At 72.0% G+C, this 13,380-nt stretch carries 14 protein-coding genes; 9 read left to right on the top strand and 5 right to left on the bottom strand.

Going from position 1 to position 13,380, the window contains the following annotated elements; genetic code table 11:
• Positions 1-132 precede the first annotated feature (132 nt).
• Entirely contained in the window at positions 133-1,515 is a 1,383-nt protein-coding gene (locus tag AB0J90_RS04795; protein WP_363592931.1) for an amidase family protein, read from the bottom strand.
• Positions 1,516-1,547: 32 nt separating this feature from the next.
• Positions 1,548-2,690 carry a cystathionine gamma-synthase gene (locus AB0J90_RS04790; RefSeq protein ID WP_363592219.1) on the bottom strand — a complete coding sequence of 381 codons (1,143 nt, stop codon included), beginning with the start codon at positions 2,688-2,690 and terminating at the stop codon, positions 1,548-1,550.
• A gap of 23 nt (positions 2,691-2,713) precedes the next feature.
• Here AB0J90_RS04790 and AB0J90_RS04785 point away from each other — a divergent pair, with 23 nt between their 5' ends.
• The 6 genes from AB0J90_RS04785 to AB0J90_RS04760 all read left to right on the top strand — a co-directional run bounded on the left by AB0J90_RS04785 (position 2,714) and on the right by AB0J90_RS04760 (position 7,330).
• Positions 2,714-3,133 (top strand): HIT family protein, encoded by a 420-nt coding sequence (locus AB0J90_RS04785; RefSeq protein WP_363592217.1) that lies wholly within the window; start codon positions 2,714-2,716, stop codon positions 3,131-3,133.
• Positions 3,134-3,285: 152 nt separating this feature from the next.
• The gene (msrA, locus tag AB0J90_RS04780) at positions 3,286-3,957 is read left to right on the top strand and encodes a peptide-methionine (S)-S-oxide reductase MsrA (protein ID WP_363592215.1); all 672 of its coding nucleotides are present in this window, start codon (positions 3,286-3,288) and stop codon (positions 3,955-3,957) included.
• Between the two features lie 199 nt (positions 3,958-4,156).
• The gene (locus tag AB0J90_RS04775; protein ID WP_363592213.1) at positions 4,157-4,513 is read left to right on the top strand and encodes a YciI family protein; all 357 of its coding nucleotides are present in this window, start codon (positions 4,157-4,159) and stop codon (positions 4,511-4,513) included.
• Between the two features lie 333 nt (positions 4,514-4,846).
• Positions 4,847-5,767 (top strand): ribonuclease Z, encoded by a 921-nt coding sequence (locus AB0J90_RS04770; RefSeq protein WP_363592211.1) that lies wholly within the window; start codon positions 4,847-4,849, stop codon positions 5,765-5,767.
• Complete coding sequence (locus AB0J90_RS04765) at positions 5,764-6,276, top strand: GNAT family N-acetyltransferase (protein ID WP_363592210.1); 513 nt, start codon at positions 5,764-5,766, stop codon at positions 6,274-6,276. The genes AB0J90_RS04770 and AB0J90_RS04765 overlap by 4 nt, the downstream gene beginning before the upstream one ends.
• 97 nt (positions 6,277-6,373) lie before the next feature.
• Positions 6,374-7,330, top strand: coding sequence for a trypsin-like peptidase domain-containing protein (locus AB0J90_RS04760; protein WP_363592208.1), 957 nt, complete (start codon positions 6,374-6,376; stop codon positions 7,328-7,330).
• 42 nt (positions 7,331-7,372) lie between these two features.
• Here the strand turns inward: AB0J90_RS04760 and AB0J90_RS04755 are convergent, their stop codons facing one another.
• Positions 7,373-8,743 carry a cystathionine beta-synthase gene (locus AB0J90_RS04755; protein ID WP_363592206.1) on the bottom strand — a complete coding sequence of 457 codons (1,371 nt, stop codon included), beginning with the start codon at positions 8,741-8,743 and terminating at the stop codon, positions 7,373-7,375.
• A gap of 127 nt (positions 8,744-8,870) precedes the next feature.
• Complete coding sequence (locus tag AB0J90_RS04750; RefSeq protein WP_363592204.1) at positions 8,871-9,227, bottom strand: YkvA family protein; 357 nt, start codon at positions 9,225-9,227, stop codon at positions 8,871-8,873.
• A 173-nt stretch (positions 9,228-9,400) separates the two neighbouring features.
• Here AB0J90_RS04750 and AB0J90_RS04745 point away from each other — a divergent pair, with 173 nt between their 5' ends.
• The 3 genes from AB0J90_RS04745 to AB0J90_RS04735 all read left to right on the top strand — a co-directional run bounded on the left by AB0J90_RS04745 (position 9,401) and on the right by AB0J90_RS04735 (position 12,674).
• Entirely contained in the window at positions 9,401-10,495 is a 1,095-nt protein-coding gene (locus tag AB0J90_RS04745) for an SGNH/GDSL hydrolase family protein (RefSeq protein ID WP_363592202.1), read from the top strand.
• Positions 10,492-11,334: an SGNH/GDSL hydrolase family protein gene (locus tag AB0J90_RS04740; protein WP_363592200.1), complete on the top strand. Its 843-nt coding sequence runs from the start codon at positions 10,492-10,494 to the stop codon at positions 11,332-11,334. Before AB0J90_RS04745 ends, AB0J90_RS04740 begins: the two co-directional genes overlap by 4 nt.
• A 77-nt stretch (positions 11,335-11,411) precedes the next feature.
• Positions 11,412-12,674, top strand: a complete 1,263-nt coding sequence (locus AB0J90_RS04735; protein WP_363592198.1) for an acetyl-CoA C-acetyltransferase — start codon at positions 11,412-11,414, stop codon at positions 12,672-12,674.
• Between the two features lie 177 nt (positions 12,675-12,851).
• Here AB0J90_RS04735 and AB0J90_RS04730 read toward each other — a convergent pair whose 3' ends face one another.
• Positions 12,852-13,175 (bottom strand): hypothetical protein, encoded by a 324-nt coding sequence (locus AB0J90_RS04730; protein WP_363592196.1) that lies wholly within the window; start codon positions 13,173-13,175, stop codon positions 12,852-12,854.
• Between the last annotated feature and the right edge of the window lie 205 nt (positions 13,176-13,380).

Raw genomic sequence — 13,380 nt, 5'->3', positions numbered from 1 at the left:
CGTCGCACCCCGCCCCGGACCCACCCTCCGGGGCGCCCCGACGATGCCCGCCATCACAATCCCCCCACCCCCACCCCCCCGGGTGGCAGGGCACTCTTTCTCTACCTGAGCGCGGATCTTGGGCGGGTGGGGTTAGGCGGTGGGATGCGGGACTCGGGGCCAGGTGGGGGCGTGGCGGGGCCACGGGGCGGCCATCTCGAACTGGCCGGCGACGCCGAGCAGCAGCAGTTCCGAGCCGGGCGGGCCGACGAGTTGCACGCCGACCGGGAGCCCGTCCGGTCGCAGGCCGACCGGGACCACCAGCGACGGCAGGCCGGCCATGTTCCACGGTGCGGCGTACGGGGCGTACCGGATGTTGGTCACCATGTTGGCCCGCCAGGAGCGGCCGGCCCAGCCTTCCGCCTGCGGCGGGGTCGCCGCCAGCGCCGGGGTGAGCAGCAGGTCGACCGAGTTGTCGGTGAAGAAGCCGATCGACCGCTCCCGCCAGCCGGCCCGGTCGGACTCCCGGACGTAACCCCGCCGGTACGCCCAGGCCCCGAGCCCGGTGTGCCGCCGGCTGCGCGGTTGCAGGGTCCGCCGGTCCAGTCCGGCGCCCTCCACGTCGCGGGCGGCGGCGGCCAGCCAGGTGGCGATGCCGCGCAGGCCGAGCGAGGTCGGGTAGACCGGGTCGACGGTGACGGTGTCGTGGCCGGCCGCGGCGAGCAGCCTTGCGCCGGTGGCGACCGCGTCGGCGTTGGGCGCGTCGGCGCGTACGCCGGCCACCGGCGAGCGCAGCGAGACCGCCACCCGCAGCCGCTGCGGCGGCACCAGTTTGTCCGGTCGCCGGCCGGCGAGTACGGAGAAGCCCACGGCCGCGTCGGCGACGGTGGTGGCGAGGATGCCGTGTTCGGTCAGCCCGAACCAGTCGTCCGCGCCGAGTTGGCAGGGCACCACACCGGAGCCGGGCTTGAGCCCGACCAGCCCGCAGCAGGCGGCGGGGATGCGCAACGAGCCGAGCCCGTCGTTGCCGTGCGCGATCGGCACCAGGCCGGAGGCGACCGCTGCCGCCGCACCGCCGGACGAGCCGCCCGGGGTGCGGTCGAGCTGCCACGGGTTACGGGTGACCGAGCCCTCGTCGTCGGTCAACGCCCAGAGGCCCAGTTCCGGCATCCGGGTCACGCCGACGATCACCGCGCCCGCACCGCGCAGCCGCCGGACCACCTCGTGGTCGTCCTCGGCGACCGCGGTACGGGCCGCGGCGGAGCCGTTCCAGGTGGGCAGGCCGGCGACCGCGGTGTTCTCCTTGACCGCGATCGGCACCCCGGCCAGCGGCAGGTTGGCCAGGTCGTCCTGCTCGTCGACCTTTTCCGCCTCGACGATCGCCTCGCCACCCCGGACCACCCGGAACGCGGCCAGCTCGGCGTCGCTGCGGGCGATGTGGTCGAGGTGGTCCGCCACCACCTGGGTGGCGGACGCGTCACCACGGCGGACCGCTCGCGCGATCTGCTTCGCGGTCGCGCCGACCCAGGACGGCATGAGCTCCTGCACTCCCCACCCCTCCCGAAAGGTCAGCCGAGCGCCTGCTCCAAATCCGCGAGCAGGTCGTCAGCCGTTTCGATGCCGACAGACAGTCGCACGAGATCGGCGGGAACTTCAAGCGGCGAGCCGGCAGCACTCGCGTGTGTCATCCGGCCGGGGTGTTCGATCAGCGATTCCACCCCGCCGAGGGACTCGGCGAGCACGAAAAGCTTCGTCCGGTTGCAGATGTCGACCGCCTGCGCCTCGCCGCCGGCCGCGCGGAACGAGATCATGCCGCCGAACCGACGCATCTGCTTGGCCGCCACCTCGTGGCCGGGGTGGTCGGGCAGGCCGGGGTAGCGGACCTCGGCGACGGCCCGGTGCGCGGAGAGGTAGTCGACGATCCGCTCGGCGTTGTCGCAGTGCCGGTCCATGCGTACGCCGAGGGTCTTGATGCCGCGCAGGGTGAGCCACGCGTCGAAGGGGCCGGGTACGCCACCCATCGCGTTCTGGTGGTACGTCAGCTCCTCGCCCAGGCCGCGGTCGGCGGCGATCAGCGCCCCGCCGATCACGTCCGAGTGGCCGCCGAGGTACTTGGTGGTGGAGTGCACCACCACGTCGGCGCCGAGCGCCAGCGGCTGCTGCAGGTAGGGCGAGGCGAACGTGTTGTCGACCGCGAGCAGCGCCTGGGCCTCGTGGGCGATCGCCGCCAGGGCCGGCAGGTCGGCGATGTTGAGCAGCGGGTTGGTCGGCGTCTCCACCCAGATGACCTTGGTCTGGCCGGGGCGGATCGCGGCCCGTACGGCGTCCGGGTCGGAGAGCTTCGCGGCGGTCCAGTTCAGCCCCCAGCGGTGCAGCACCTTGGCGAAGAGCCGGTACGTGCCGCCGTACGCGTCGTCCGGGATCACCACGTGGTCGCCGGGGCGGCAGACCGTACGCAGAAGGGTGTCCTCGGCCGCGAGGCCGCTGGCGAAGGCGAGCCCGACCTGGCCGCCCTCGATCGCGGCGAGGCATTCCTGCAGTGCCGTACGGGTCGGGTTGGCCGACCGGCTGTACTCGTAACCGAGCCGCGGCGCCCCGACCTCGTCCTGGGCGTAGGTGCTGGTCGCATATATGGGTGGTACTACCGCGCCGGTACGTGGATCAGGTTCCTGACCGGCGTGGATGGCGAGCGTCTCGAAGCCGTAATTCATTGGGGTGACGTTAGTCTGCCGGGGTGAAGCCTTGCGTGTTCTGTGGCATTGTCGCGGGTTCCGTGCCGGCCTTCACCGTCGCCGACGAGCCGGCCGGGGTGGCGTTTCTGGACACCAGACCGGTTTTCCGGGGCCATGTACTGGTCGTACCTCGGGAACATTACGAGGTTTTGGCCGATTTGCCTGTTTCTTCGCTTTCTGGATACTTCGGTCTGGTACAGCGGATCGGCGTCGCGGTCGAGACCGGACTCGGCTCCGGCGGCACCTTCGTCGCCATGAACAATCGGGTCTCCCAGTCCGTCCCGCACCTGCACACCCACGTGGTCCCCCGGACCAAGGGCGACGGCCTGCGCGGCTTCTTCTGGCCCCGGACCACCTACGACGACGCCGACTCGGCGACCGGCTACGCCGCCCGGATCGCCGCCGCACTCCCGCCCGCCTGACCGGCCTCCCCACCCACCACCGACCACCTGAGCCGCCCACCCACGGGGCAGCCCCGGGTACGCCCGCAGGTAGCCCGGGTACGGGACGAGCCGGGTAAGGATCTTGACGGGCGCGTGGTTACACAGGGCAGAGGTATGAGAGGAGACCTACCGTGTTCCTACGGCGAATGAAGGCCAGCCTGCCCAGCCCCGACCAGGTGCTGCCCGGACGTGACTTCCCGATCTCGGTGGCCGACCGGCACGTCGTACTCGGGACGCCGTTGCAGGGTCCCTGGCCCGAGGGCAGCCAGACGGCCGTCTTCGGCATGGGCTGTTTCTGGGGCGCCGAGCGACTGTTCTGGACGCTTCCGGGTGTGATCTCCACCTCCGTCGGTTACGCCGGCGGACAGACCCCGAACCCCACGTACGAGGAGGTCTGCTCGGGCTTCACCGGGCACACCGAGGCCGTACAGGTGGTCTACGACCCCACCGAGATCAGCTACGAGGACCTGCTCAAGGTCTTCTGGGAGAACCACGACCCGACCCAGGGCATGCGCCAGGGCAACGACGTGGGCACCCAGTACCGCTCGGCGATCTACAGCACCACGCCCGAGCAGCTAGCGGTGGCGCAGGCGTCCCGCGAGGCGTTCGCCCCGGTGGTGGCCAGGGCGGGCCTGCCCGAGATCACCACCGAGATCGGCGAGTTGGGCGACTACTACTACGCCGAGGACTACCACCAGCAGTACCTGGCGCCGACCAAGAACCCGAACGGCTACTGCAACCACGGCCCGAACGGGATGAGCTGCCCGGTCGGCGTGGCCCGCACGCCCAGCGACGCTCACTGACCGCGATCGCGTCAACCGACAAGGCCACCGGGTTTGGACCCGGTGGCCTTGTTCGGTGTTGGGGTCGGCCGTGACGGACCCGCACCGCTCCCCCGCCAACATCGACGTGAAATTTTCGCCCGAGGTGTCGGATTCGCCCGGCGCCGTTCGTGGCGAGGATGAAGGCAGACAAAGGTCCGCCCGAGACGAGGGAGCAGACATGGCCGAGTACCTCATCTACTTCAACCAGCAGTGGGTGGGTGACCACACTGAGGAGTGGTTTCGCGGGCGCGGGCCACTCGCGAAGGCGGTCGTGGACGAGATCAAGGCAGCCGGGGCGTACGTGTTCGCCGGGGGCCTAGAGGAGGACGGCCCCGTCTTCAGTGCCGACGCCACGAGCGGGAAATTGATATTCACCGACGGGCCCTACGTCGAAACCAAGGAGTGGCTGGGCGGGCTGACCGTGGTGGACGTGGCCGACGAGGAAACGGCCCGAATGTGGGCCGGCAAGATCGCGGAGGCATGCGGCTGGCCTCAGGAGGTCCGACGGTTCGGCCGCGGCCCCGGTGACGAGTGAGTGGGGAGTCGGCGGTCCGAGCGTGGCCCGCGCAAGCGTCTGATCAGTGATCTAAAACCATTGGCGGACCGGCCCGAAGGTGGTTAACGTGGCCGTACACGTGAGAGGAGGTGGTCCAAGCTTTGTGTAGCAACGGGACTCGTGAGGTGGCTGTCCGCTAGCCGCTGTCCTTGACAGTGCAACATCGTCGAGACCGTGTGGCAGCGGTGCGGCGAATACGAGACAGCCACCCGACCCCCGGGGTGCCGGCTTTGTCCAGCCGGCCCGCGCACCGCGCGGAAGCCCCGGGGGTCGTTCCATATCCGGCGCACCTTTTCGACCCCGGAGGCCCCGGTGACCCGTGAACTGGTCGTCCTGGGCACCGCCAGCCAGGTACCGACCCGGCAGCGCAACCACAACGGTTACCTGCTGCGCTGGGACGCCGAGATGATCGTCTTCGACCCCGGCGAGGGCAGCCAGCGGCAGATGCTGCGGGCCGGGGTGTCGGCCACCGACCTGACCCGGATCTGCATCACCCACTTCCACGGCGACCACTGCCTCGGCCTGCCCGGGATGATCCAACGCCTCTCCCTGGACCGGGTGCCGCACCCGGTACCGGTGCACTTCCCGGCCGGCGGCACCGAATACTTCGACCGGCTGCGGCACGCCAGCGCCTTCCACGAGACCGCCGACATCCGGCCGGAACCCGTCGAATCCGACGGGCAGACCATCCCGATCAGCGGTGCGACGATCACCGCCCGCCGGTTGGACCACCCGGTCGAGGCGTACGGCTATCGGCTGGTCGAGCCGGACGGGCGCCGGATGCTGCCGGAACGGCTGGCCGCGTACGGCATCTCCGGGCCGGCCATCGGCGAGCTGATCCGCGCCGGGGAGATCGAGGCCGGCGGGCGTCGCGTGCCCCTGGACGCGGTCAGCGAACCGCGCCGGGGGCAGCGGTTCGCCTTCGTCATGGACACCGGGCTCTGCGACGCCGTGTACGACCTCGCCGACGGCGCCGACCTGCTGGTGATCGAGTCGACCTTCCTCACCGAGGACGCCGCGCTGGCCGCCGAGGCCGGGCACCTGACCGCAGCGCAGGCCGCGCGGGTGGCCACCGAGACCGGCGTACGCCGACTCGTGCTGACCCACTTCTCCCAGCGCTACCCCGACCCGGCCCGGTTCGCCGCCGAGGCACGTGAACACTTCACCGGCGATCTGGTGGTGGCCGAGGACCTCGGGCGGGTACGGGTGCCCCGACTATCCTCGGCCGGGTGACCGTCACCCTGCGCCCGGCCACCGCCGACGACCTGATGGCGGTCGGTGGGCTGCACGCGCGCTCCCGGCAGGCCGCCTACCGGGACTTCGTGCCCGCCGAGGCGCTCGCCTCGGACTCCGGCGACCTGCTCGGCCAGTGGTGGAGCGAACGCTGGAAGTGGGAGCGGGACACCCACCTGATGACCGTGGTCGACGCCGGTGACCGGCTGGTCGGCTTCAGCTACGTCGGACCGCACGAACTGGACCCGACCGGGTACGGCGAACTCTGCGCCATCCACCTGGAGCCGGACCAGCAGGGCCGGGGCCTGGGCCGGGCGTTGATGGTCGACGCCCTGGGCACCCTGCACGGGCGCGGCTGGCGTCGTGCCGCCCTCTGGGTGCTGGCCGACAACACGCACGCCCAGGAGTTCTACCGGCGCGGCGGTTGGACCGCCGACGGGGTCGAGCGGACCGAACACGTCGGCTCGGCTCTCGTGCCACAACTGCGCTACGTACGGGACCTGCCCTAACCGGGCGCCGGCCGCCCGTACGCCGCCCGCGCTCGGTGTTCGCTGTCAGCGGAGCCCGGTCGGGCATCGAAGCGCACCGCTGGGCGTTGTCCGCGACATGGACGGCGAACAGATCCAGCCACCTCCCACCGAAGCCGATGCCCTGGACGCGTACTCCCGGGTGGTCAGCGGTGTGGCCTCCCGGGTCCTGCCGAGCGTGGCCGCACTGGCGGTGCGCTCCGCGCGGGGCAACGGGGCCGGCTCCGCGGTCACCTTCACCGCCGACGGCCTCCTACTCACCAGCGCCCACGTGGTCGACGGAGCAGAGGGCGGTACGGCCACCTTCGCCGACGGCGCCGAATCCCGGTTCGACGTGGTCGGCACCGATCCCCTCTCCGACCTGGCCGTACTCCGGGTCCGGTCGACCAGCGTCCCGCCGGCCGAACTCGGTGACGCAGACCAGCTCCGGATCGGCCAGCTCGTGGTGGCCGTGGGCAACCCGATGGGGCTGGCCGGATCGGTGACCGCCGGGGTGGTCTCCGGCCTGGGCCGTTCCCTGCCCGCCCGCGACGGCCGGCTGGTCCGGCTGATCGAGGACGTGATCCAGACCGATGCCGCCCTCAATCCCGGCAACTCGGGCGGGGCGCTGGCCGACTCGGCCGGCCGGGTGATCGGGGTGAACACCGCCGTGGCCGGCTACGGGCTCGGGTTGGCCGTACCGATCAACTCGACCACCCGCCAGATCATCGGCGACCTGGTCTCCACCGGTCGGGTACGCCGTGCCTGGCTCGGCGTCGCCGGGGTGCCGGTGCCGCTGCCTCCGGCGGTGGCCGAACGCACCGGCCAACGCCGTGGTCTGCGGGTGGTCGAGGTGGTGCCGGGCAGCCCCGCCGGCAGTGCCGGGATCTACCTCGGTGACGTGCTCGTCTCGGCCGGCGGCCGGCCGGTGCAGAGCGGACAGGGGTTGCAGCGCCTGATGCTCGGGCCGGCGATCGGCAGCCGCCTGCCGGTCACCCTGCTCCGCCGGGGAGCGTTCGTCGACGTGATCGCCGTCCCGGCGGAGCTGAGCCGCTAGCCGACCCGCTAGCCGACCCTCAGCGGGGCCGCCAGCCGGCTCTCAGCGGGCGCCGAGGTGGGCGAGCAGGTCCTGTCGGGTCAGTACGCCCCGAGGCTTGCCGTCCACCAGGACGAGCGCGGCGTCCGACTTCTCCAGCAGGCCGACCGCCTCGCTCACCGGCTGCCCACCGCCGATCATCGGCAGCGGCGGACCCATGTGCCGCTCGATCGTGTCGTGCAGGTGCGCCTGGCCGGTGAAGAGCGCGTCGAGCAGGTCCCGCTCGGCGATCGAACCGGCGACCTCACCGGTGACCACCGGCGGTTCGGCCTTGAGCACCGGGAGCTGGGAGACGGCGTATTCGCGCATGTAGTCGATCGCGTCCCGGACCGTCTCGGTCGGATGCACGTGGATCAGCTCCGGCACCCCGCCCGGCTTGCTGGACAGCGCGTCCGCGACGGTCGGCTCGGCGTTGCCGGTCTCCAGGAAGCCGTACCGGGCCATCCACTCGTCGTTGAAGATCTTCGACAGGTAGCCACGGCCGCCGTCGGGCAGCAGCACCACCACCACGTCGTCCGGGCCGGCCTTGCGGGCCACCTCCAGCGCCGCCACCACGGCCATCCCACACGACCCGCCGACCAGCAGGCCCTCCTCGCGGGCCAGCCGCCGGGTGAGGTCGAACGACGCCTTGTCCGACACCTCGATGATCTCGTCGGCGACCGAACGGTCGTAGGTGGTCGGCCAGAAGTCCTCGCCCACCCCCTCGACCAGGTACGGCCGACCGGTGCCGCCGGAGTAGACCGAACCCTCCGGGTCAGCGCCGATGATCTTCACCGTGCCGCCGGAGACCTCCTTGAGGTAACGGCCGATCCCGGAGATCGTGCCGCCGGTGCCGACCCCGGCCACGAAGTGCGTGATCCGCCCGTCGGTCTGCTCCCACAGCTCCGGCCCGGTCGTCTCGTAGTGCGACCGGGGGTTCGCCGGGTTGGAATACTGGTCGGGCTTCCAGGCGTTCGGGATCTCCTGGGCGAGCCGGTTGGAGACGTTGTAGTAGGAGCGCGGATCCTCGGGCGCCACGCTGGTCGGGCAGACCACCACCTCGGCGCCGTACGCCCGCAGCACGTTGCGCTTGTCCTCGCTGACCTTGTCCGGGCAGACGAACACGCACTTGTAGCCCCGCAACTGCGCGACCAGGGCCAGCCCGACCCCGGTGTTGCCGCTGGTCGGCTCGACGATGGTGCCGCCAGGCTTGAGCAGACCGGCCTGCTCCGCCTCCTCGACCATCCGCAGTGCGATCCGGTCCTTCACCGAGCCACCGGGGTTGAAGTACTCCACCTTCGCGAGCACCGTCGCGGTGATGCCGGCGGTGACCTGGTTCAACCGCACCAGGGGTGTGTGCCCGATCAGGTCGACGACATTGTCGTAGTAGCGCACCTCGATGTGCCTTTCCGCGTGGCCCGTCCGGCTCGTGGCCGGGTGGTGGTCCGTGGCTGTGCCAGGTCAGCCCCGATGGCTGCGCAGATCAGCCTACGTGCCGTCAGGGCACCTCGTGACCGGGGACTCAGGGCACCACGTGGCCGGGTACCACGCTGTCCCGGCGCGCCTCCCAGAGCAGGAAACGCTCGGTCTCGGCGAGCACGCTGCCGGCCAGCCAGGTCACCATGAGCGCGTCGTCGGCGAGCCCGAAAACCGCCAGCAACAGCTCGGGCGCCAGGTCGATCGGCGACACCACGTACGCGGTCGCCGCCGCCATCAGGGCCAGCCGCAGGCCGCCGTCGTACTCGCCGCGAGCCGTCGCGCGGATCATCCGGGGCAGCGCCGCCAGCCGGGCTCCCAGCGACGGGCCACCCCGCGTACCGGATGTCAACGCCCGGGCCAGCGCCGCAAACGCCGCGGTCCGCTTCAGTGTCTTCGCCATGTCCGCACCCTCCTTCCGCCCATGATGCACATGGGGGCAAGTTCCCCGCAGCGCGAGAAAGGGGACACCGGCGGCATCCCGACGCGGGAGGAGCCAAAACGCCGACAGCGCGGGACGCCCCACCGAGATAGCCTCGAAGGCCGCAGGATGTCCGCGAAGGCGGGGGGCGCTTGATGAGTACGGCCGGTTCGGTGGCGCGGCAACGGGTGCCGTGGCACACCGCGCGCCGGGTCGCGAAGCTGACGATCCTCGGTGCCGGGGTGACGGCGGCGAGCACGGCCGCCGCCTGGGCGGTGCTGATCGGCCAGGCCCGGCAGGCCCGGCGGATCATCCCGCTCGCGCAGGCGCCGCCGCCGCGCGGTGACGGGGTGTACGGGGCCAGGTTCCCGGGCAAACCCCTCACCATGGTCATCCTGGGCGATTCGTCCGCGGCCGGGTACGGCGTACACCGCCCCCGGGAGACGCCCGGCGCCCTGCTCGCCACCGGTATCTCCCGCCGCCTGCGACGGCCGGTACGACTGCACCGGTTCGCCGTGGTCGGCAGCCGTTCGGCCGGGTTGGCACCGCAGGTCGAAGCGGCCCTCGAACTGGAGCCGGACCTGGCGGTGATCCTGGTCGGCGGAAACGACGTGACCGCGCGTACACCACTGTCGATCGCCGTACGTTATCTGGTCGACGCGGTCCGCGACCTGCGCGGCGTGGGCGCCGAGGTGGTCGTCGGCACCTGCCCCGACCTGGGCGCGATCCGGCCGATCAAGCCGCCGCTGAGGTGGCTGGCCCGGCGCTGGAGTCGGCAGCTCGCCGCGGCGCAGACGGTGGCCGTGGTCGAGGCCGGCGGCGCCACCGTGTCCCTGGGTGACCTGCTCGGTCCCCGATTCGCGGCCGAACCGACCCGGATGTTCGCCTGGGACCACTTCCACCCGTCCGCCGAGGGCTACGCGGTCGCCGCGGCGGCGCTGCTGCCGACGGTCCTGGTGGCGCTCGGCGCGGCCGAGGAGCGCCGGCCGGCTCTTGCCGAGGGCGAGGGTGTCCGTTCGCTGCCGGCGGCCGCACACGAGGCGGCCCGCAACGCCGGTACGGAGGTCAGCGGGACCGAGGTCGGCGGACGCGAACGCGGACCGGCGGGGCGTTGGGCGCAGTTGCGGCGGCGTCGGGCCTGGTTCGGCCACCAGCGCGGCGAGGAGCCGGCCGCGTCCGCACCCGTCGCAGGCTCGGCCGGTGCGACCCCAACCGGAGCCGAGCCGTCCACAGTGGAGGAACGAGCATGACAGCGAGCGGGACCGGGCGCCAACGGAGCGGTACCGCCGGCCAGATCGGCCGGAGTGCCGCGCTGACCCTGATCGCCGGCACCGTCGGCGGCGCGGCCCTGCTCGCCGGCGAGGTGTTACTGGCCCGCAACCGGCACTACGCCCAGCCGGAACTGGGCCTGGCGCTGCGTTCCGTGGTCGGTCGGACCGGCGCGCCCGTACTACGACTGGTCCTGCTCGGCGACTCGTCGGCGCTCGGCGTCGGGGTGAACCGGGTCGAGGACACCGTCGGTGGTCAGCTCGCCCGGCTGTTGGCCGACGGTACGGGCCCCACCAGCGGAAACCTGGCCGGCGAGGGCCACCGGCTGGTGCACCTGTCCAGCGTCGGGGTGTCCGGCTCCCGGGCCACGGACCTGGCCACCCAGGTGGCGCGGGCACTGCTCGGGGAGCGCCCGGACGTGGCGGTGATCCTGATCGGTGCCAACGACGTGACCGCCCTGCGTCGACCGGGCGAGACGGCCGCCTACCTGGGTGCCGCCGTACGCCGACTGCGCAACGCGGGGGTGGAGGTCGTCGTCGGCACCTGCCCCGACCTCGGTGCCGTACGCGCCATCGCACAGCCGCTGCGCCAGGTCACCGGCCTGCTCGGTCGACGTACGGCCAGGGCCCAGGCGCGGGCGGTGCTCGCGGCCGGCGGCGTCGCGGTCGACCTGGCCGCCGAGACGGGTCCGGTGTTCCGGGCCGACGCCGGCACCCTGTGCCACGACGGCTACCACCCCTCGGCGGACGGGTACCGGGTATGGGCCCACGCCCTGCTGCCCGCCGTGGCCGAGGCGGCAACGGTCACCCGGCAGCACTGACCCGTCCCGGTTCGGGCCGGAATCATCACAGCCTCGGTCACTTCCGCGATAAGTTACCGGCCGGTTAAGTTAGAGATATGTCGACCGATCCGTCTCGCACCGCCGTCATCGTCGCCACCGCCCGCTCCCCGATCGGCCGAGCCGGCAAGGGCTCCCTGCGCGACCTGCGGCCGGACGACCTCGCCGCCACCATCGTCCGGGCCGCGCTGGACCAGGTACCCGAACTCGACCCCACCCAGATCGACGACCTCTACCTCGGCTGTGGCCTGCCGGGCGGTGAACAGGGCTTCAACATGGGCCGGGTGGTGGCCACCCTGCTCGGCCTGGACACCCTGCCCGCCGCCACGGTGACCCGCTACTGCGCCTCGTCGCTGCAGACCACCCGGATGGCCTTCCACGCCATCGCCGCCGGTGAGGGGGACGTCTTCGTCTCCGCCGGGGTCGAGTGCGTCTCGCGTTTCGCCCGTGGCAGTTCCGACGGACTCCCCTCCGAAGCTCAGGCACTGGTCGGCGGCGGCTGGCAGAACCCTCGGTTCGCCGAGGCCCAGGCGCGGTCGGCGGCGCGTACCCAGGCCGGGGCCGAGCGCTGGACCGACCCCCGGCTCGACGGGGAACTGCCGGACATCTACCTGACGATGGGTCAGACCGCGGAAAATCTGGCCCAGGTGTACGACGTCACCCGCGCGGATATGGACGAGTTCGGCGTACGCAGCCAGAACCTCGCCGAGCAGGCCATCGCGGCCGGCTTCTGGGCCCGGGAGATCACCCCGGTGACCCTGCCCTCCGGTGAGGTGGTGAGCGCCGACGACGGTCCCCGTGCCGGGGTGACGCTGGACGGCGTGGCCGGGCTCAAGCCGGTGTTCCGCCCCGACGGCCGGATCACCGCGGGCAACTGCTGCCCGCTCAACGACGGCGCGGCGGCGGTGGTCGTGATGAGCGAACAGCGCGCCCGTGACCTCGGCATCACCCCGCTGGCCCGGATCGTCTCCACCGGGGTCACCGGGCTATCGCCCGAGATCATGGGGCTGGGCCCGGTCGAGGCGTCCCGGCAGGCGCTGAAGCGGGCCGGGATGAGCATCGACGACGTCGACCTGGTGGAGATCAACGAGGCGTTCGCCGCCCAGGTGATCCCGTCCTACCGGGAGTTGGACATCCCGCTGGAGAAGCTCAACGTGATGGGCGGCGCGATCGCCGTCGGACACCCGTTCGGGATGACCGGCGCCCGGATCACCGGCACGCTGATCAACTCGTTGCGGTGGCACGACAAGAGCATCGGGCTGGAGACCATGTGCGTCGGTGGCGGGCAGGGCATGGCCCTGGTCCTCGAACGCCTCAGCTAGGTCCGTCCGGCTCGCTGCCGGGCGGGGCGCGTCAGCTTCCCGCCTGGCAGAGATCGATCGACTTCCCGCCTGGCAGGGACCGGTCGACTTCCCGCCTGGCAGGGACCGGTCGACACCACAGCGCCTCGGCTGCCCGTCACAGAGCCCGGTGTGGGTGGCGAGGACCTCGGCTACCGGTCAGAGAGCGCGGCGGGTGGCGGTGACCTCGGCTGTGGCTTCGGCCAGCACCGGCTCCGGCGGGTCGGCGGCGAGCAGGTCGGCGGCGACCACCCGGAGCTGGTCGGGCAGGGCAAGATCGTTGTCGAGCCGGGGTACGGTGCGTCGCGGCTCGCCCTCGGCATCCGCGGCCAGGTTCGCGACCTGCTGGACCAGCCGATGCATCAGGTCGGCCCGGGACACGTTGCCCGCAGTGGCCGCAGCCGCCCACCTCGGCGCCATCCAATGCGCCACCTGCCCGACCAACAGCTCGACCGCCCGCCCCAACTCCCCCACCCCACTCATCCCCCAAACCCTAGTACCCCACCCGGCAGGCCTCGTTGATCATGAAGTTAGCGACGGTTTTCGACGCCCACGGGCGCGCTAACTTCATGATCAACGCTTGAGGTGGCGGGTGTCCTGCTGAGCCGGAGCCTCGGGATCACCGTCGCCTCGTAGTGCACGACGAACCTGCCGTCGCTCGGCCGGGGCAGGCGTACCACGATCACGT

This window comes from Micromonospora sp. NPDC049523, from assembly GCF_040676775.1.
Lineage (GTDB): Bacteria > Actinomycetota > Actinomycetes > Mycobacteriales > Micromonosporaceae > Micromonospora_G.
This window is presented reverse-complemented; position numbering and strand designations above follow the sequence as displayed.